At 70.7% G+C, this 18363-nt stretch carries 16 protein-coding genes and 1 pseudogene; 5 read left to right on the top strand and 12 right to left on the bottom strand.

Annotated elements, in window-relative coordinates; all coding sequences use genetic code 11:
- Positions 1 to 58: 58 nt before the first annotated feature.
- Positions 59 to 1879: a S9 family peptidase gene (locus STRIP9103_RS12860; RefSeq protein ID WP_078613890.1), complete on the bottom strand. Its 1821-nt coding sequence runs from the start codon at positions 1877 to 1879 to the stop codon at positions 59 to 61.
- 161 nt (positions 1880 to 2040) lie between these two features.
- Here STRIP9103_RS12860 and STRIP9103_RS12855 point away from each other — a divergent pair, with 161 nt between their 5' ends.
- Together STRIP9103_RS12855 and STRIP9103_RS12850 are read left to right on the top strand one after the other, a co-directional pair.
- Positions 2041 to 2457, top strand: a complete 417-nt coding sequence (locus STRIP9103_RS12855) for a nuclear transport factor 2 family protein (RefSeq protein ID WP_048820178.1) — start codon at positions 2041 to 2043, stop codon at positions 2455 to 2457.
- Between the two features lie 103 nt (positions 2458 to 2560).
- A complete protein-coding gene (locus STRIP9103_RS12850; RefSeq protein WP_009309448.1) occupies positions 2561 to 3367 on the top strand; it encodes an SURF1 family protein in 807 nt (268 codons plus the stop codon).
- 114 nt (positions 3368 to 3481) lie between these two features.
- Here STRIP9103_RS12850 and STRIP9103_RS12845 read toward each other — a convergent pair whose 3' ends face one another.
- The 4 genes from STRIP9103_RS12845 to STRIP9103_RS12830 form a co-directional block, all read right to left on the bottom strand.
- On the bottom strand, positions 3482 to 4939 hold the full coding sequence (locus STRIP9103_RS12845; RefSeq protein WP_009309443.1) for a hypothetical protein: 1458 nt from the start codon (positions 4937 to 4939) through the stop codon (positions 3482 to 3484).
- Complete coding sequence (locus STRIP9103_RS12840) at positions 4936 to 5544, bottom strand: SigE family RNA polymerase sigma factor (protein ID WP_078613891.1); 609 nt, start codon at positions 5542 to 5544, stop codon at positions 4936 to 4938. Before STRIP9103_RS12840 ends, STRIP9103_RS12845 begins: the two co-directional genes overlap by 4 nt.
- 707 nt (positions 5545 to 6251) lie before the next feature.
- Positions 6252 to 7334, bottom strand: a complete 1083-nt coding sequence (locus STRIP9103_RS12835; RefSeq protein ID WP_009309368.1) for an aspartate-semialdehyde dehydrogenase — start codon at positions 7332 to 7334, stop codon at positions 6252 to 6254.
- Positions 7334 to 8611, bottom strand: coding sequence for an aspartate kinase (locus tag STRIP9103_RS12830; protein ID WP_009309397.1), 1278 nt, complete (start codon positions 8609 to 8611; stop codon positions 7334 to 7336). Before STRIP9103_RS12830 ends, STRIP9103_RS12835 begins: the two co-directional genes overlap by 1 nt.
- A gap of 330 nt (positions 8612 to 8941) precedes the next feature.
- Here STRIP9103_RS12830 and STRIP9103_RS12825 point away from each other — a divergent pair, with 330 nt between their 5' ends.
- Together STRIP9103_RS12825 and STRIP9103_RS12820 are read left to right on the top strand one after the other, a co-directional pair.
- A complete protein-coding gene (locus STRIP9103_RS12825; RefSeq protein WP_009309409.1) occupies positions 8942 to 9658 on the top strand; it encodes a response regulator transcription factor in 717 nt (238 codons plus the stop codon).
- Positions 9655 to 11037: a sensor histidine kinase gene (locus STRIP9103_RS12820; protein ID WP_009309330.1), complete on the top strand. Its 1383-nt coding sequence runs from the start codon at positions 9655 to 9657 to the stop codon at positions 11035 to 11037. Before STRIP9103_RS12825 ends, STRIP9103_RS12820 begins: the two co-directional genes overlap by 4 nt.
- Positions 11038 to 11135: 98 nt before the next feature.
- On the opposite strand, the gene STRIP9103_RS12815 is transcribed toward STRIP9103_RS12820, so the two are convergent.
- Positions 11136 to 11636, bottom strand: coding sequence for an SgcJ/EcaC family oxidoreductase (locus tag STRIP9103_RS12815; protein WP_009309453.1), 501 nt, complete (start codon positions 11634 to 11636; stop codon positions 11136 to 11138).
- 248 nt (positions 11637 to 11884) lie between these two features.
- On the opposite strand from STRIP9103_RS12815, the pseudogene STRIP9103_RS46355 reads away from it, so the two are divergent.
- A pseudogene (locus STRIP9103_RS46355) lies at positions 11885 to 12229 on the top strand (GNAT family N-acetyltransferase); the annotation flags it as partial.
- 36 nt (positions 12230 to 12265) lie between these two features.
- Here the strand turns inward: STRIP9103_RS46355 and STRIP9103_RS12805 are convergent.
- The 6 genes from STRIP9103_RS12805 to STRIP9103_RS12780 all read right to left on the bottom strand — a co-directional run bounded on the left by STRIP9103_RS12805 (position 12266) and on the right by STRIP9103_RS12780 (position 18157).
- Positions 12266 to 13201, bottom strand: coding sequence for a M56 family metallopeptidase (locus STRIP9103_RS12805; protein WP_009309359.1), 936 nt, complete (start codon positions 13199 to 13201; stop codon positions 12266 to 12268).
- 140 nt (positions 13202 to 13341) lie between these two features.
- The gene (locus STRIP9103_RS12800; protein WP_234022188.1) at positions 13342 to 13800 is read right to left on the bottom strand and encodes a hypothetical protein; all 459 of its coding nucleotides are present in this window, start codon (positions 13798 to 13800) and stop codon (positions 13342 to 13344) included.
- Positions 13801 to 13888: 88 nt separating this feature from the next.
- Positions 13889 to 16198 carry a tetratricopeptide repeat protein gene (locus tag STRIP9103_RS12795; protein ID WP_048820175.1) on the bottom strand — a complete coding sequence of 770 codons (2310 nt, stop codon included), beginning with the start codon at positions 16196 to 16198 and terminating at the stop codon, positions 13889 to 13891.
- Positions 16199 to 16310: 112 nt separating this feature from the next.
- Positions 16311 to 16973 (bottom strand): DUF5063 domain-containing protein, encoded by a 663-nt coding sequence (locus STRIP9103_RS12790; protein ID WP_009309437.1) that lies wholly within the window; start codon positions 16971 to 16973, stop codon positions 16311 to 16313.
- Positions 16966 to 17565 (bottom strand): recombination mediator RecR, encoded by a 600-nt coding sequence (gene recR, locus STRIP9103_RS12785; RefSeq protein ID WP_009309432.1) that lies wholly within the window; start codon positions 17563 to 17565, stop codon positions 16966 to 16968. Before recR ends, STRIP9103_RS12790 begins: the two co-directional genes overlap by 8 nt.
- Before the next feature lie 241 nt (positions 17566 to 17806).
- Positions 17807 to 18157, bottom strand: a complete 351-nt coding sequence (locus tag STRIP9103_RS12780; protein ID WP_048820186.1) for a YbaB/EbfC family nucleoid-associated protein — start codon at positions 18155 to 18157, stop codon at positions 17807 to 17809.
- Positions 18158 to 18363 lie beyond the last annotated feature (206 nt).

The raw sequence follows: 18363 nt of genomic DNA, 5'->3' as shown, positions 1-18363 counted from the left end.
AACGAACCCCATCCCCCCGAGCCAGAAGGCGCGGCGGGGGCGGGGCCTCCTCGGGGAGTCAGGACAGGTGGCGTTGGGCGAAGGAGAGTTCCAGGCGGAGTTGTTTGATGCGTTCGTCGACGACCAGGGAGCCATGGCCGGCGTCGTAGCGATAGACCTCGTGGACGGCGGACCGCGCGGCGAGCCGCTCGACGTAGTTGTCGACCTGCCGGATGGGACAGCGGGGGTCGTTGACCCCGGCGGAGATGTAGACGGGAGACTTCACCGCGTCCACATACGTCAGGGGTGACGACGCCTCGAAGCGTTCGGGAACCTCCTCCGGCGTACCCCCGAGCAACGTCCGGTCCATCGCCTTCAGCGCCTCCATCTCGTCGTGGTACGCGGTGACATAGTCGGCGACGGGCACCGCGGCGATACCGAGACTCCAGGCGTCCGGCTGGGTGCCGAGGCCGAGGAGGGTCAGATAGCCGCCCCAGGAGCCACCGGTGAGGATCAGCCGCTCGGGGTCGGCGAAGCCGGAGCTCACGGCCCACTCCCGTACCGCCGCGATGTCCTCCAGCTCGATCAGACCCACCCGGTGCTTGAGCGCGTCGGTCCAGGCGCGGCCGTAACCGGTGGAGCCCCGGTAGTTGATGCGGATCACCGCGTACCCGTGGTCCAGCCAGGCCGCCGGCCCCGCGGCGAACGCGTCGCTGTCGTGCCAGGTCGGGCCGCCGTGGATGTCGAAGACGGTCGGGTAGGGGCCGGACACACCGACGGGGCGTTGGACGAGGGCGTGGACCCGGCCGCCGGGGCTGTCCACCCACACGTCCTCCACCGGCACCGAGCCGGGGCACTTCAGGCCCGGCGGGTCCAGCACCACCTCACCCGTCGTCGAGCGGACGACCGGCGGTTCGGCGGCCGAGGACCACAGGTACTCCACGCTGCCGTCGGGGCGGGCCGTCGCCCCGGACACCGTGCCTCTCGGGGTCTCCACGCACTCCAGACGACGGGACGCGAGGTCGTAGCGCCACAGCTCGCTGCGGGCCTCGAAGCTGTGGACGACGAGCAGGGCGGAGCCGTCCGGGTACCACTCGGCGCTCAGGTCGCCCTCCAGCTGGGCGGCCAGCCCGAGGTCGGTCTCCTCGCCGGACGCCACGTCCCAGACCAGCGGCTCCCAACGGCCGCTCCGCTGATGCCCGATGAGCAGGCGCGTGTCGCCGTCGACCGGGGCGAAGCCCATCACCTCCAGGCCCAGCTCGATCGTGCCCCCCTTGGTGTCGTCCAGCTCGGCGACCGTCGTACCGTCCGACCGGACCACGCGCAGCGCCGAGTGCATCGCGTCGCCGTGCTCGGTGTGCTCGATCGCGATCAGCGTGCCGTCGTGCGAGAGGTCGCCGACGCCCGCCGACTCCCGGTGCCGGTAAATCTCGACGGGGGGCGAGCCGGGCCGCGACACATGGATCGTCGAGCCGTCCTCGTCCGTCGAGCGGCCGACGATCGCCATACCGCCGTCGCGGCCGATCGCCAGACCGGCCGGGTAGGAGGGATCGAGACCCGGCGTGGCCTCCTCGTCGGGGCCGCCGTGGAACGGCTGGCGGCGCCACACACCGAACTCGTCGCCGTCCTTGTCGTCAAACCACCAGATCCACTCGCCGTCGGGCGAGAGCACGCCGTCCGTCGTGCCGTTGGCCCGGTCCGTCACCTGGCGCTGCTCGCCCGTCACCCGGTCCCACGCGTACAACTCGTACGTCCCCGTCGCGTTGGAGACGAACAGTGAGCGGTGCGGCGCGTCCTCCGCCCAGTCCGGCAGCGACACCCTCGGCGCCCGGAACCTCTTCTCCCAGTCGGGCATCGACCCGCTCTGCTCCTGCGGGGTGGACCCGTTGCTCTCAGTCATGGCCCCATACTGCCCCGACCGCCCGACATTCCGCCCCCGAGGCCCCCAGCCTGTGGAAAACTTCCGGCCCGGCGGGCTCGAACGGCCTCGAACAAGCTACGGACCGGCACGGAATGCCCAGGTCAGGGTCGATTGTCAGTGGTGGAGTCCACACTCGCCCCATGACCTCAACGACCGATTCCCCTACGACCGATTCGCCCCCTATGACCGATATGCGCGGCACCGTCGAGAAGTTCTGGGCCACCGCACAGGCCCGGGACTGGGCCGCGTTCGCCGAGACGCTGGCCGAGGACGTCGTGTACGAGCTGCCGCAGACCCGGGAGCGTATCCGCGGCAGGGACACCTATGTGCGGTTCAACCGGGAGTACCCGGGTGACTGGCACGCCCGGATCGAGCGGATCATCGCCGAGCCGGGGCACGTCGTCAGCTGGATCCATTTCACGGTGGGGCTGGAGGAGATGTACGGCATCTCGTTCTTCACCGGCGACGAGCAGGGCAGGATAGCCGCCGTCACGGACTTCTGGCCCGAGCCGTACGAGCCGCCGGCGGGCCGGGAGCACCTCGTCGAGCGGTACTGACCCGTGAGGGGTGACGGCCCCGCGAGAGGGACGGGCTCCGTGGGGACCGAGGGGGCCGACCCCGCGGCCCGGCGGTCGGCGTGGGCACCGTACGGTGGAAGGCGTGTACCGGTTTCTGCTGACGCCCCGTTGGTGGGGGATCAACGTCTTCGTGCTGCTCGCCATCCCCTTCTGTGTGTTCATGGGGTCGTGGCAGCTGAGCCGGTTCGAGGACCGGATGGCGGACCATCGCGCGGCGACCGAGCGGACGGACCCGGCGGACCGGGCTCCGGCGCGGCCACTGGAGAAGTTGCTGCCGGTGGACAGGGAGACCTCGGGCGAGTCGGCCACCGCCAGCGGACGGTACGGCGAGCAGCTCCTCGTGCCGAACCGGAAGCTGGACGGCAAGAACGGCTTCTACGTACTGACGCTGCTGCGTACCGACGAGGGCCGGGCCCTGCCTGTCGTACGGGGCTGGCTGCCCGGCACCGCCGACCCGGACAAGGCCCCGGCCGCGCCCACCGGCGAGGTCACCGTGACCGGTGCGCTGCAGGCCTCCGAGACCCCGGGGTCGAACGGCGTGGCCGTCCAGGGCGGGCTGCCGGCCGGGCAGACCGGGGCGATCAGTGCGGCGGCGCTGGTGAACCTGGTACCGGACAAGCTGTACGACGCGTGGATCACGCTCGACAAGGCCGACTCGGGGATGAAGGCCGTGCCCGCCGTCGCGCCGCAGGACACCGGGCTCGACCTCAAGGCCTTCCAGAACCTCGGCTACACCGGCGAGTGGTTCGTCTTCGCGGGCTTCGTCGTCTTCATGTGGTTCCGCCTGTTCCGCCGAGAGGTGGAGTTCATCCGCGACGCCGAGCTGGGCCTGGTGCCGGGCGACGACCACCCCGGGGACCGCTCGCGCGAAGCCGAGCCCGCCCAGTAGACCGCTGAGGTCCGCAGGCCCTTTTGAGGGGCGCGGGCTGTACCGATCCGCGGCTCCGCCGCGTGGGCGCGAGCCGTCGGCGGCCCCGGCTCACGCGGCCCCGGCTCACGCACTTCAGGACGTCGCCAGCAGTCCCGTTCGGTAGACCGTCCCCGCGCAGGCGTTGCTCACGGTGGTCGTGGCCGTGGTCACGCCGCCCTCCGCCGTGTGGGAGACGAGGACGCTGCCGTCGACGGCGCCGTCCTCGGTGAAGAGCTGGGTGGTCATGGAGTTGGTGCCGTCCGTGGTGGTGCCGCCGTCGGTCACCTCCTCCGTGGGGGTGGGATCCGGACTCGGCTCACCGCCGCCGCTGGTTCCGCCGGTCGTCTCGTCGCCGGTGGGGCAGGGCTCGGACGGCACCCAGGCGAACTGCACCTCGTACGAGGTACCCGGCGCCAGCACCAGCTGGGAAGGAGACAGCGCCGGGTCGGGCAGCCCGCCGGCCGCGTCGCCCGCGACATGGGGCACCACGCTGATCCTGGACCCGTCGGCGGCACCCTGCGGGGTCGTGCTCACACCGCCCGCGCCGGCGACCGTACAGCTGGCGCCGGAGATGTTGGACACGCGGAACGTGCCGTAGACGGCGCCGACGGAGTCCGGGGCACCGGCGCTCGCACTGCTGCTGAGCTGGGTGGCAGTACAGGCCGGGATGGTCTCGGTCGCGGGCGTCGGCTCGGCACCGCCCGTGGAGCCGTTGCTCTCGCCCTTGCCCTTGTCGCCCTTGCCCTTGTCATCATTTTTGCCGGATTCCGGGGCGCTGGACGAGCCGCCCGCGGAACCACTCTTGCCGGACTCCCCCTTGGACTCGCCCGAACCACCCTGCGTCTGCGAGCCGTTGCCGACGGCGGAGGGATTGATCTCGGAGCCGGTGGAGTTGGAGACATGGACCAGGGCCGGGACCGCCGTGCCGATGAAGAGCGCGGCTGCCGCCATACCGACGACGGCCTGACGCTTGCGCGCCCGCCGGGCCGGTACCGCTCGTCGCAGATGCTCCAGCGTGCCGTCGCGCGGCTCGATCTCCGCCACGGCCTGGTGCAGCAGATTCCGCAGCGCCAACTCGTCCGAGTCGGCCCCGGCCAGGCCCAGCCCCGGACCATGGCCCGCGCCGAGCCCCTGACCACCGGAACCCCGGCCGCCCGGTTCCCGACCGTTCCCAGCACTCGAGTCACCCGAACCCGAGGCGCCCGATCCCGAGCCCAGGTCGTCCGAACCCGACTCCCCCGAACCCAGGTCGTCCGAACCCGAATCGCCCTGGCCGTCCAGCCGCCCCGGCTCCTTTGGACCGTGCCCTTCGAGACCCTGGCCCTTGGTGGGGCCTTGTTCTTCGGGGCCGTGATTCACAGTTCCGTTCCCAGCGTGCGATTGCGTTTCTTCGTGCTCGTCGAGCCCGCGCCCCCCGACGCGCTCGTCCCGCCCGCGCTCTTCCGCGCGTTCGTCGTCGTCCCGGCGTCCCCAGGAGGCCCGCCTCCGGGTGCCGAGCTCATCGTGCTCGTCGCGCCTGCCGTGCCCGTCGTCCCTGGCGTTCCCGCTCATGCCGGGGCCTCCATGGCGACCCGCAGGGCCGCGATGCCGCGCGAGCCGTACGCCTTGACCGAACCCAGCGATATGCCGAGCGTGTCGGCGACCTGGGCCTCGGTCATGTCGGCGAAGTAACGCAGCACGAGGACCTCGCGCTGACGGCGCTGGAGCCCCTTCATCGCCTTGATGAGGGAGTCGCGCTCCAACTGGTCGTACGCGCCCTCCTCCGCGCTCGCCATGTCGGGCATCGGCTTCGACAGCAGCTTCAGCCCGAGGATGCGGCGGCGCAGGGCGGAGCGCGAGAGGTTCACGACCGTCTGGCGCAGATAGGCGAGCGTCTTCTCCGGGTCACGGACGCGCTTGCGCGCCGAGTGGACGCGGATGAAGGCCTCCTGGACGACGTCCTCGCAGGAGGCGGTGTCGTCGAGAAGGAGGGCCGCGAGGCCGAGGAGCGAGCGGTAGTGGGCACGGTACGTCTCGGTGAGATGGTCGACCGTCGTACCGGAGGCCGGCACCGTGGAGGTGTCGTCGTCCGCGCCGTCACGCTGACTGGGTATGCGGGTGGGCCGCGCCGCGGGCATGGGCGCGATCACCGGCATGCCGCCGGGCGAGCCGGGCATGCGGGGACGGACGGCCACAGGGGGGCGCCGCAGGGCGGCGCCCCTCGTCTGTACCGCGGTGAAGTCGAGTACCTCTGCCACGCCTGTTGGACCCGCTTCCCCCCTTGGAGGTTGTACGCGACAGGCATCGCTTTTGCGTCAGATCGCGCGCCTGTTCGTACGCCACACACCCCGCCCGCCCGTACGGCACACACCCCACCGGTCGATTCGGTACCCGCGCCTGGCGGCACGCTGCGCGCACCCGCCAGTACGACCGACCGAACACCGGACAGCGCGTCGAACGCCCTCATGCGTACCAGCTCTTCCCCTGTGCCCCGAGTGTGCGCGCCCAGCCCCGCCGAAGGGCGCTTGTTGAAGACGCTCCCCGTCCGCCGCGCGGTTGCGGCGGACGGGGAGGGAAATCCTCGATCTCCGGGAGGCCTGAATCAACCCGAAGACCCCGCGACGGCACGGCCGGAAATCCTTCGACCACCGCACCGCCGACCTGAAGAACTTACACGCCACCACCGACAACGTCCCACAGCGAACCGACAGCCGGCACTCATGCGAACCAACAGTCGGCATTCACACAGAACTTCAGTCGGCACTCACGCGAACCGACAGCCGGTCTACACGACGAAAGCGAACGCCACGCCCAAAAGCGGAGGCCACTGCACTACAAGACAACGCACAGTGCACGCAGAGACAACGAACCCTGCCCCCCGGACCTACGCCGTCAGCTCGGCCGCCACCAACTCCGCGATCTGGGCCGTGTTGAGGGCGGAGCCCTTGCGGAGGTTGTCACCGCAGACGAAGAGTTCGAGGGCGGTGGGGTCGTCGAGGGCGCGGCGGACGCGGCCCACCCAGGTCGGGTCGGTGCCGACCACGTCGGCGGGCGTGGGGAACTCCCCGGCGCCCGGGTCGTCGTAGAGGACGACTCCCGGCGCCGTGGCCAGGATCTCGCGCGCCTTGGCGACCGTGACCTCGTTCTCGAAGCGGGCGTGGAGGGTCAGGGAGTGCGCGGTGACGACCGGCACCCGTACGCAGGTCACGGCGACCGGCAGGTTCGGCAGTCCGAGGATCTTGCGGGACTCGTTGCGTACCTTCATCTCCTCCGACGACCAGCCGTCCTCCCTCAGCGACCCGGCCCACGGCACCACGTTCAGCGCCACCGGCTCCGGGAACGGCCCGGTGTGGTCGCCGAGAGCCCGCCGTACGTCACCGGGGGTCGTCCCCAGCTCCGTACCGGCGACGAGGGAGAGCTGCCGGCGCAGGGTGTCCACGCCGGCGCGCCCGGCGCCGCTGACCGCCTGGTAGGAGGAGGCCACCAGCTCGCGCAGCCCGAACTCGGCGTGCAGCGCGCCGAGCGCCACGATCATGGAGAGGGTGGTGCAGTTGGGGTTGGCGACGATCCCGCGCGGCCGTACCCGGGCGGCGTGCGGATTGACCTCGGGGACGACGAGGGGCACCTCCGGGTCCATCCGGAAGGCGCCCGAGTTGTCGACCACGACCGCGCCCTTGGCGGCGGCGATCGGCGCCCAGTGCTCCGCGATCTCGTCGGGTACGTCGAACATGGCGACGTCGACCCCGTCGAAGACCTCCTCGGCGCCCTCCGTCAGCCCCAGTACCTCGACCTCCTCCCCGCGCACGGTCAGCTTGCGGCCGGCCGAGCGGGGGGAGGCGATCAGACGGATCTCGCCCCAGATGTCCGCCCGGTGGGACAGGATCTGGAGCATGACCGTGCCGACGGCCCCGGTCGCACCCACGACCGCGAGCGTCGGCCTGCCGGTTCGCCCGGCATCAGCGGCCATCAGCGACCGGTGCCCCCGTACACGACGGCCTCGTCGCTGTCGGAGTCGAGGCCGAAGGCCGTGTGGACGGCGCGCACGGCCTCCGGGACGTCGTCGGCACGGGTGACGACCGAGATGCGGATCTCGGAGGTCGAGATCAGCTCGATGTTCACGCCGGCGTCGGACAGGGCCTCGAAGAAAGAGGCCGTGACACCCGGGTTGGTCTTCATCCCGGCGCCGACGAGGGAGATCTTGCCGATCTGGTCGTCGTAGCGCAGGGAGTCGAAGCCGATGCCGTCCTTGTTCTTCTCCAGGGCGTCGATCGCCTTGCGGCCCTCGGTCTTGGGGAGGGTGAAGGAGATGTCGGTGAGGCCGGTCGTCACGGCGGAGACGTTCTGCACCACCATGTCGATGTTGACCTCGGCGTCGGCGATGGCGCGGAAGATCGCGGCGGCCTCGCCCGGCTTGTCCGGGACGCCGACGACCGTGACCTTGGCCTCGGAGGTGTCGTGCGCGACACCGGAGATGATGGCCTGCTCCACCTTCTGGTCCCCTTGCTCGATCGGCTCACTGCTGACCCACGTGCCCTGCAGTCCGCTGAAGCTGGACCGGACGTGGATCGGGATGTTGTAGCGGCGGGCGTACTCCACACAGCGGTGGAGCAGCACCTTGGAGCCGGACGACGCCAGCTCCAGCATGTCCTCGAAGGAGATCCAGTCGATCTTCCGGGCCTTCTTCACGACCCGCGGGTCGGCGGTGAAGACGCCGTCGACGTCGGTGTAGATCTCGCAGACCTCGGCGTCGAGGGCGGCGGCCAGCGCGACGGCGGTCGTGTCCGACCCGCCACGGCCCAGCGTGGTGATGTCCTTGCTGTCCGCGCTGACGCCCTGGAACCCGGCCACGATGGCGATGTTGCCCTGGTCGAGGGCCGTACGGATACGTCCCGGCGTGACATCGATGATCCGGGCTTTGTTGTGGACCGAGTCGGTGATGACGCCTGCCTGGCTGCCGGTGAACGACTGGGCCTCGTGGCCCAGGTTTTTGATCGCCATGGCCAGCAGCGCCATGGAGATACGCTCTCCGGCGGTCAGCAGCATGTCGAACTCACGCCCGGCAGGCATCGGTGACACCTGCTCGGCGAGATCGATCAGCTCGTCCGTCGTGTCGCCCATCGCGGAAACGACGACGACCACCTGGTGGCCGTTCTTCTTCGCTTCCACGATCCGCTTGGCGACGCGCTTGATGCCCTCGGCATCGGCTACGGAGGAGCCTCCGTACTTCTGCACGACAAGGCCCACGTGCGCTCCTCGCTCGGTTCAGTCCCTTATCCGCCCCCTACACACATACGCGTATACGGGCGGTGCGGTCGGCTCAGTCTAACGAGCGGCCGACATTCCCCTCCGAAGTACCGCATGGTGAGATGTCCCGCTCACCTCTTGATCACCTCGGTTTTCTCCGGACGTCCGCCGTTTTTCACCCGGCTTCTCGCCCGGACCTCCGGCCGCTCCGGGAACGTCTCTGCCCACCTCCCCGCCGAACAGTCGGCGAGGACGCGGAAAAGTGCCCCGAGTCACATCGATGCACCCCACACCGATGAATGCTCAACTTTCAAGCACTAAGGTCGTGCCGTGCGCGTACTTCTGGTGGAAGACGACGAGCCGGTCGCCGAGTCCCTGCGACGCGGGCTCCTGCGATATGGCTTCGAGGTGGAGTGGGTCTCCACGGGCGGCGCGGCGCTGTCGTACGAGGGACCTTACGACGTCGTGCTCCTCGACCTCGGTCTGCCCGACACCGACGGCCTGGACGTCTGCAAGGCGCTGCGGGGCCGCAGCGAGGTGCCGATCATCGTGATCAGCGCGCGCAGCGACGAGACCGACCGGGTGGTCGGCCTGGAGCTGGGCGCCGACGACTACGTCTCCAAGCCGTTCGGCGTGCGTGAGGTCATCGCTCGCATCCGCGCGGTGATGCGCCGGATGCAGCCGCGCACCCCGGACGCCCCCGCCGCCGGCCCCGACCGCTACGGCTCCCGGCTCACCATCGACCGCAAGGCCGCGCGCGTGCACCTCGACGGTACGGAGGTGGGGCTCGCGCCCAAGGAGTACGACCTCCTCGCCTTCCTCGCCGAGGAGCCCGGGGCGCTGATGTCCCGGGAGCAGATCATGGAGGCGGTCTGGGACGCGAACTGGTTCGGGCCGACGAAGACGCTGGACGTCCATGTGGCGGCGCTGCGGCGGAAACTGGCCGGGGCGATCACCATCGAGGCGGTTCGGGGGGTCGGGTTCCGGCTGATCGTGACCGAGGAGACCGGGGAGACCGGGGCGGGCAAGGACAGCGGCGCGTCATGATCCGTCAGCTCATCCGCAGCTACGTACTCCTCGTGGCCGTGGCCATCGCCCTGTTCACCGTGCCGGTGGCCTTCACGCTCACCGATCAGTTGCGCGGCGACACCAAGGAGTCCGTCCAGCGCGAGGCCGAGACCATGGCGCGGCTGCTGGGCAACGGCAACGACGCCTCCTGCCAGGCCCTGACGCAGATGGCCAAGGCGTACCCGAAGAAGGAGAAGGTCCAGGTCCTCGCCACCAACGGCTGCGCGCCGACGGAGCTGGAGGAACCGGCCCGGGACGCGGCGCTCACCACGGCCCTGCGGCAGGGCCGGTCGACCGTCGACTGGGGCTCCGACTTCATATGGGGCGAGAACCTGGTGATCACCGTCCCCGCCCATGAGCGCACGGCGGACGGCAAGGAGACGGACGAGGTCGTCGGCGCCGTACGGGTCGTCTTCTCGACCGACCACCTCACCTACCGGCTGTGGACGATCTGGGGCTTCCGGGCGGCGCTGGCCGTACTGGTCCTGATGGCGGCGGCGATCATCGGTGTGTTCGCCGCCCGCCGCCTGACCGCTCCCCTGCGCCAACTCAACGAGATGGCGAGCAAGATGAGCGACGGCGACCTGACCGCCCGCTCCCCCGTCACGGGCCCCCAGGAGACCCAGACCCTGGCCCGCACCCTCAACCAGGCGGGCGAACGCCTCGACACGCTCATCGCCTCGCAGCGGATCTTCGTGGCGGACGCCTCGCATCAGCTGCGGACCCCTCTCACGGCCCTGCGTCTGTCCCTGGACAACATCGCGGACGGGGTGGACGACGAGTTCGTACGGGAGGACGTGGAGCAGGCCACGGCCGAGGTGGTCCGGATGAGCCGGCTGGTCAACGGCCTGCTGGTGCTGGCCCGGGCCGAGGCGAAGGTGACGGTGGCGGAACCGCTGTCCCTCCGGGACGTCATCCAGGAACGCCTCGGCGTATGGAGACCGGCCGCCGACGAGCGCGGAGTCACCATCACGCTCAGGGGGAGTGCCGACGGCCGGCCGCTTGTGCTGGCCAGTCCCGGTCATCTGGACCAGGTCCTGGACAACGTGCTTTCCAACGCCCTGGAGGTCTCACCGGACGGTGCGACCATCACGGTCCTGGTGGAGCCTCGGGGCGACGAGGTGGTGCTGTCGGTGCTGGACGAGGGGCCCGGTATGTCGGACGCCGAGAAGTCCCGTGCCTTCGACCGCTTCTGGCGCGGCCAGGGCCTCACCGGCAAGTCCGGCTCCGGCCTCGGCCTCGCCGTTGTCAAGCAACTGGTCACCGACGACGGCGGAACCGTGACCCTCAAGGACGCGCCGGGGGGCGGCTTGTGCGTCGCGCTCACGCTGCGGGCGGCGCGACACGGGGGCGGCTGAGCGCGTAGGCGCCGAGCCGGGCGGGGTGGCTGAGCCGGTGGGGGTGGAGGGCTCAGCCACGGCTGTGGTGGCCGGTGGAGCCGGCCGGTGGCTGGTGATCAGCCCTCGGGCATCGCCGACGAGTGGTGGTTCACGATCTTCCACACGCCGTTCCGCTTCTCGTACTCGTACGTGTAGCGGGCCTTGACGACGCGCTTCTTGCCGGTCTTCTTGTCGGTGAGCGTGAACTGGTACACGCCGGCGTCGAGCGCGGAGTTTCTGTCGAGGACGTTGATGTGCGTCTCGATCTTCTTGCCGACCGGCTTGTTCTCCAGGAAGTGGTTGAAGTAGTCCACGATCCCGGCGCGGTTGGTGCGGACCTTGTTGGAGACGGTCGGCAGGAGCACCGCGTCCTTCGCGTACCGGTCCGCCACCTTCTTCGCGTCGCCGGTCCGCAGGGACTTGTTCCACCCGTCGAAGAGCGCCGCGATCTCCTTCTTGGACGGCTTCTTCGGCGCGGCCTCGGCACCGGCCATGCTCACTCCGGCGGTCACGGTACCGGCGGTGACGACAGCGGTAGCGGCGACGATGGCGGCGCGTATGCGGTTCTTGCGGGTCATCGCGATCTCCAGTGCGAGTCGGGGTGTTCCTCCCTCCGCGTTCTCTGCGGTGGAAGTGACTCAAGATTCGCGTGACGCCGGTTAGGGGCCGTTCAGTGGACGTACAGGGGTGAGGCAAGGTTCGTACAACGTCTGTTGGAGGGTGCCAGGGTCCGACGCACCCGGGATTCCCCCTCGCCGGGAGCGTGAGCTCGCGAGGGACCCGCTCCGTCCATGAACCCCACCACGAAACGGATCCGCATCCTGTCATGAGCATTCGCACCGACTGGATCACGCGTGCCGAGACCGGCGCCGACATCCCCGCCATCCGCGAGATCGACCTGGCGGCCTTCGACACCCCGTTGGAAGCCGACCTCGTCGACGCGCTACGTACGGACGCCGCCTGGATCGACGGCCTGTCCATCGTCGCCGCCACCGTGGACGACAGGGTCGTGGGCCACGCGCTCCTGACCCGCTGCCACATCGACGACACCCCGGCCCTGTGCCTGGGCCCCGTCGCCGTGCTCCCCGAGTACCAGCGGACCGGCGCCGGATCGGCGGCCGTCCGCACCGCGCTCAAGGCGGCGAAGGACATCGGCGAGCACTTCGTCGTTGGAGCCGTTGGAATCCGAGGCGTCCATGGACCGCGCCTACAGCGTCCCCAACGCCGGTGCGAACGCGATCAGCAGGGGGAGCAGGGCCAGGAGGGCGGCGGCGGTCGTGGTGGCCGCGCGGTGGGCCCGGTCCAGGCGAGGCGGCGGTTCCAGGAGCCGCTCCACCCGGTCGCCGAGGAGACGACGGGTGCTGGCACAGCTCAACACGCCCCGGTGCTGGTTGAGTTCGATCAGGGCGAGGGCAGTGGTGAGGTGACCGCAGCGGCGGGAGGCCGTGTCGTCGGCGGCGAGTTCGACGAGGCGGTGGGTCTGGTCGGCGAAGTGGGTGAAGAGCGGAATGCGGGGGAAGCCGGTGGCCAGCGCGGTGGAGAGGTGGAGCAGCCAGTCGTGCCGGGCCCGGGCATGGCCCAGCTCGTGCGCCAGTACGGCGTCCAGCTGACGGTCGGTGAGCTTGCCCAACGCGCCGGTGGTGACGACCAGTTGGGGCGGCGCGCCCGGCATCAGCCAGGCGTCCGGGTACTCGTCCTCCAGCACGAGAAGCGGCCCCTGGGCCCGGGGGAGTCCCGCCGGGAGGTCGGGCGCGCGTTCCCGCAGATGCGCCCGGCGCAGCGTGCGGCGGCGCCGGGCCTCGACCAGTTCCCGTACGAGCATGGCCCCGCTCCACGCGGTCCCGCAGGCCAGCAGCAGGGTCAGCAGGGCCGTCCAGGGCGGAGCGGCCGTCAGGTCGTACGCGGCGGTCACGGCCGCCGGCGCGGGCGCGAAGGCATGCGTCCGGACCGTCTCGAACACCGCCGCCGCGCCCAGCACCAGCGCCGCCAGACAGCTCAGCAGCGCCGCCGCCACCAGACACTGCCACGCCCACAACGCCACGACGGGTTCCCGCTCGGGCCACCCCGCCTTCAGCAGGGCACGGGGGCCCAGCACGGCGGCGGTCAGGGCCACGGCGATGAGAAGGAGCAGGAGGACGGTCACGTCGGCGGGTCCGGTTCCTTGTCGGACGGGCAGGCGGGCGGGGCGGAGCGGGTCACGTACGTACGTCGGTGCCTACGCTACCGCCGCCACCGGCACTTCGAGGTGCTCGCGACCACCGCGGTTGCCTCCGGCCGCCGCACTCAATTCCCCGTGGACGCCGTACCGATGTCGCCGCCCGCCGCGATGGAACCGGCGCCGGACGCGTTCACGCCGCCGGTAGCCGGATCCGGGGCCGGAGACGGGGCCGGAATAGGCGACGGGGCCGCCGGCGGCGAAGTGGCTCCGCCCGTGGACGCCGTGCCGATGTGGCCGCCGGCGGCGATCGCGCCGGGGCCCGACGCGTTCACGCCGGTGCCCGGGGCAGGCGGAGCGGGCGGGGGTGCCGAGTTGCCCAGCTGGGCGAGCAGGGTGAGGGCGATGCCGATGAGGGCCGCCACTCCGCCCGCCACGCTCGCCCAGGGGTCGGCCGCGTCGACGTCGAGCACGGCGCCGACCACCAGCCCCACGACTCCGGCCGCGCAGAGCCCGACTCCCGTCCACAGCAACGCCTTTGAACGTCCGCCGTGCTGTCCTGTCTGACCCGTCCGCCCAGTCGTCATACGGTCATCATCCCGCCCCGCACCGTCGATCACGCCTCTCGTCCGAGCAGGATGCCAACCTGTGACGGACGAGCGCGGCCGCGGTCGGTCACTCGGGGGCGGGATCGGGATCGGGATCGGCCGTGGTCTCGGGGAATTCCTTGACGACCGTGAACATCGCCTTGAACATGCCGAACATCACGGTCGCCATCGGATGCTCCTCGCCCAGCGCCGAGAACATCTCCACGAACACGCGCACCGTCGGCTCGGCATAGCGCTCGTCCCGCGTCGCCATGTAGGTCTGTATCAGCGCCAGCCGCGCGACCATGGTCTCGGCGTGGTCATCGGTGAGCACGCGCAGGCAGGTCTCCAGGTCCCGCTCCGCGGCCCGCACGTCCTCCTCGGTGGCGGGGGTGAGCTGCCGGGGCTCCAGGGTCGCGATCTCCTCGGCGATGCCACGCATCATGCCGACCAGCGCCTCCTCGTCGTTCTGCGCGGCGACGAGGAGCCTGCCGAAGACAGAGCTGGTCCCCGCCGGCAGCGGCGGAAGGACGGCCTGGCGGGTCAGCATGGCGGCCAGGCTCTTGGCGGCGAGGGTCTCGGGGTGCTCCTCGCCCAGCACGCGCACGCAGTCGGCGAGCAACGCCTCGGCCAGGTCGACGGCCCGCGCCGACTCCCCCACCTCGGACACGGCCACGGCCACGTTGTGCCGCGCCGAGAAGGTACGGGGGTGGTCCTCGCCGAACACCCGGACGCAGCCCGCGACGACGTCCTCGACCAGCCGGAGCGCCCGCTCGGGATCTCCTTCCAGAGAGGCCATGTAGTACACGTTCATCCGGGCCGCGAGCGTTGTCCCGTGCTCGGTGCCCAGGACCCGCTCACAGTCCGCCAGGGTCTGCTCGGCGACCGCGGGCAGTTGCTCGGTGTCCAACAACATCCGGCGGGCCTGGACGAGTCGGGTCCGCGCGTCGAGGGTTTCCACGGAGTCGGGGCCGTGCAGTCGTACGCAGGACGCCTCGGCGCGACGGAGCAGGCCGAGCGCGCCGGGTGCGAGCCGCGTCCCGGCACTGAGCATGAAGTTGCCGGTCCGCGTCAACAGCCCCGCCATCGCCTCCGTGTCCGCGTCGGGCGAGGTGTGCTCGGCCAGCTTCTCGACGTGGGGCAGCAGCGTCCGCATGACCGGCCATGCCGAGGGGTCGTCTTCCACATCCCGAGGCATCGCCCGCGCCAGTGCCTCCGTCGCCGCCGCGCACGCCTGTTCGATCGCCTCCTTGTTCCGGTGACGGTCGGCGGCGTCCTCGGTGCGGGACACGGCCTGTACCAGGCGGTGCACGGACACCGTGTCGCCGGAGAGAGTGATCATGCTGTGGGCGGCGAGGCGGCCGAGGGCACCGCGAACGGCCGGGCGGCTACCGAGGTCGGCGAGGAGGGATCGCGGGATGCCTTCGGGGGCGTACCAGGCGAGCGTCAGCAGGATCCGCACGGTCAGCGGGTCCTCCGCGAGGCGGTCCAGGGTGATGTGCCAGACGCGGGCGACGGTGCGTTCATGGTCGCGGCTCTCGTCCTTCGCCGCGTACATCTCGACGGGGTACGCGGCGAGGTCGTCGAGGTATTCGCGGGCCGAGCAGTCGGTCTGCTGGCAGTACGCCGCCACCTGGGCCACCGCGAGCGGGAGGCAGCCGAGTTCCGCGCAGAGTTCGGCGGTGTCCGGGTCCTCGCCCCGGATCCGGGTGAAGAGGCCCACCGCCTCCGTGTCGGACAGGACGTCCAGCGGTACGGTCTCCGCGATGCCCTGCCAGCCCGTCGCCTGTCGGCTCGTCATCAGGAAACGGCCCGAAGGCGCCCTGGAGAGCAGGGGGGTGACGTCGGCGGGAGTGGTGACGTTGTCGAGGACGAGCAACCAGCCGGTGTGCGAGGCGAGCCATCGCAGGGCCCACTCGGCCAGCTGTTCCTGGGGCAGCAGGGTGGCCAGCGAGGGCTGGAGGGCGGTGGCGAGACCGGCGAGGCCGGCGTCGATCGCGGCGCGGCTTTCGGCGGTGATCCACCAGACGGGGGCATGGGTCGTGCTGTAGCCGGCGGCCCAGCGGGCGGCGAGCGTGGACTTTCCGATGCCTCCGAGGCCGTGCAGTACATGGGCGAGCGCCTGGCCGGGAACGGGCACTGCCTCGTCCAGGACGCTCAGTTCGTCGCCACGGCCGACGAACAGCCCTGCCCGGTACGGGAGCCTGGTCAGGACCGGTGGGCAGTCGACCGACTCGGCCGGCGGGCATGCCTCGAGCGCCAGGAGCCCGACGTTGTCGATGTGCAGACCCACGGAACCGGCTCCGGTGAACGCCTGACCGATGTTCCCACGAGCGGCGATGGCTTGGTCGCCGGAGGCGTTCACGGCAGCCGGATCGCGGTCGAACAAGGCACTCATGGGTCACATGATGACCGCCCACGCCGGAAATCGTCATGCGTACGGCGGGAGTTGGGCGCCCGATCGGATCTCGCGCGCCGCTCCCGCCGTGAACCATGCGGTGCCCGCTCGGCTACTTGACCTTCCGGCCGAGGCCCAGCGGCCCCGCGATCTCCTCCGCCATGACCTTGCCGGCCTCGAATTCGAGGGTGTCGTCGCCCATGCCCTGGTCGGTGTCGAGGCCGTCCAGTTCGGCGAGGGGCTGGTTGAGACGGACATGGGCGACCAGGGACTGCAGGGCCCGCAGGGTCGCCGAGGCCGTGGAGCCCCAGTTGGAGAAGTACGAGAACTGCCACCACCACAGGGCCTCGGTGTGGCGGCCGGCGCGGTAGTGGGCCATGCCGTGGCGGAGGTCGGTGATGACGTCGGCGAGGTCGTCGGAGATACGGGCCGGGACGGGCGCCTTGCGCGGCTCGTACGGGTCGAAGACCTCGGAGTACACGTCGACGGGTTCGAGCATCACGGCCAGGCGTTCGCGCAGCTCGTCGACGTCCGGCTCGGGGCCCGGGTCGGGCTCGTAGCGCTCGTCCGGCACGATGTCCTCGTGCGCGCCGAGGCGACCGCCGGCCAGGAGGAGCTGGGAGACCTCCAGGAGGAGGAAGGGGACGGCCGAGTCCGGCTCGTCGCCCTTCGCCACCTCCGTGACGGCCACCAGGAAGCTCTCGATCTGGTCCGCGATCTGGACCGCGAAGTCGTCCGGGTTCTGGTCGGTCGCGTGCAGCGTGGCGTCAGACATCCAGCAATCGTCTCCCCTCGAAGGCGCGGCCGAGGGTCACCTCGTCCGCGTATTCCAGGTCGCCACCCACCGGGAGGCCGCTGGCCAGGCGGGTGACCTTGAGGCCCATGGGTTTGATCATGCGGGCGAGGTACGTCGCGGTGGCCTCGCCCTCCAGGTTCGGGTCGGTGGCCAGGATCAGCTCCGTGACCGTACCGTCGGCCAACCGCGCGAGAAGTTCCCGTATACGCAGGTCGTCCGGTCCCACACCCTCGATCGGGCTGATCGCGCCGCCCAGGACGTGGTAGCGACCGCGGAACTCACGGGTCCGTTCGATCGCGACGACATCCTTCGGTTCCTCCACGACACAGATGACCGACGGGTCGCGGCGGGTGTCCCGGCAGATGTTGCACAGCTCTTCCTGCGCGATGTTGCCGCAGGTCGCGCAGAAGCGGACCTTCGCCTTGACCTCCATCAGGGCCTGCGCGAGGCGCCGTACGTCCGTCGGTTCGGCCTGGAGGATGTGGAAGGCGATCCGCTGCGCGCTCTTGGGACCGACGCCGGGCAGCCGCCCCAGCTCGTCGATGAGGTCCTGGACCACGCCTTCGTACACGGACTGCCGTCCTTCCTGGTGTCTTTCAGTACGTACCGTAGTCGGCCGCCGCCGGTCGGAGGAAGGCGGTACGGGTCTCGGATGGATTCAGAGGGGTCGCGGAGGGAGCTGGGGAGCCGCGAAGCGGGGCGGGGCGTGGGTCCGGAGGCCTCCGGGGCCGGGGGCTTCCGGGCTTCCGGGCTTCCGGGTTTCCGGGGGCTTCCTGGTGCTTCCGGGGGCTTCCGGATCTCGGGGGAAGGAATCAGAACGGCAGGCCCGGGATGCCCAGGCCGCCACCGCCGCCGAGGCCCTGGGCGAGGGGGCCCAGCTTCTGCTGCTGGAGGGCCTGGGCGTTCTCGTTCGCCGCCTGGACCGCCGCGACGATCAGGTCGGCGAGGGTCTCGGTGTCCTCCGGGTCCACCGCCTTGGGGTCGATCCGCAGGGCGCGCAGTTCGCCGGAGCCGTTCACGGTGGCCTTCACCAGACCGCCGCCCGCCTGGCCGTCGACCTCCGTTTGCGCGAGTTCCTCCTGTGCCCTCGCCAGGTCCTGCTGCATCTTCTGGGCCTGCTGGAGCAGCTGCTGCATATTGGGCTGGCCACCACCGGGGATCACGATCAGCTCCTCGTTCTTGTCCGGGTCGCCGCCCGGACGTTCTTGCCGGATCATCGCCCGGGCTCGCGCCTGAACTCGCGCCTGGGCTCATTGCTTGCGTTCTTGCCTGGGTTCTTGCCTGGGTTCTGCCGGGGTTCTTGCTCGCGTTCTTGCGGTCGTCACGAGCCTACGTGGTCGGCACCGCCTGTGCTTTGCCACTCTTTCGA

It is taken from the genome of Streptomyces ipomoeae 91-03 (genome assembly GCF_000317595.1).
Classification (GTDB): domain Bacteria; phylum Actinomycetota; class Actinomycetes; order Streptomycetales; family Streptomycetaceae; genus Streptomyces; species Streptomyces ipomoeae.
This window is presented reverse-complemented; position numbering and strand designations above follow the sequence as displayed.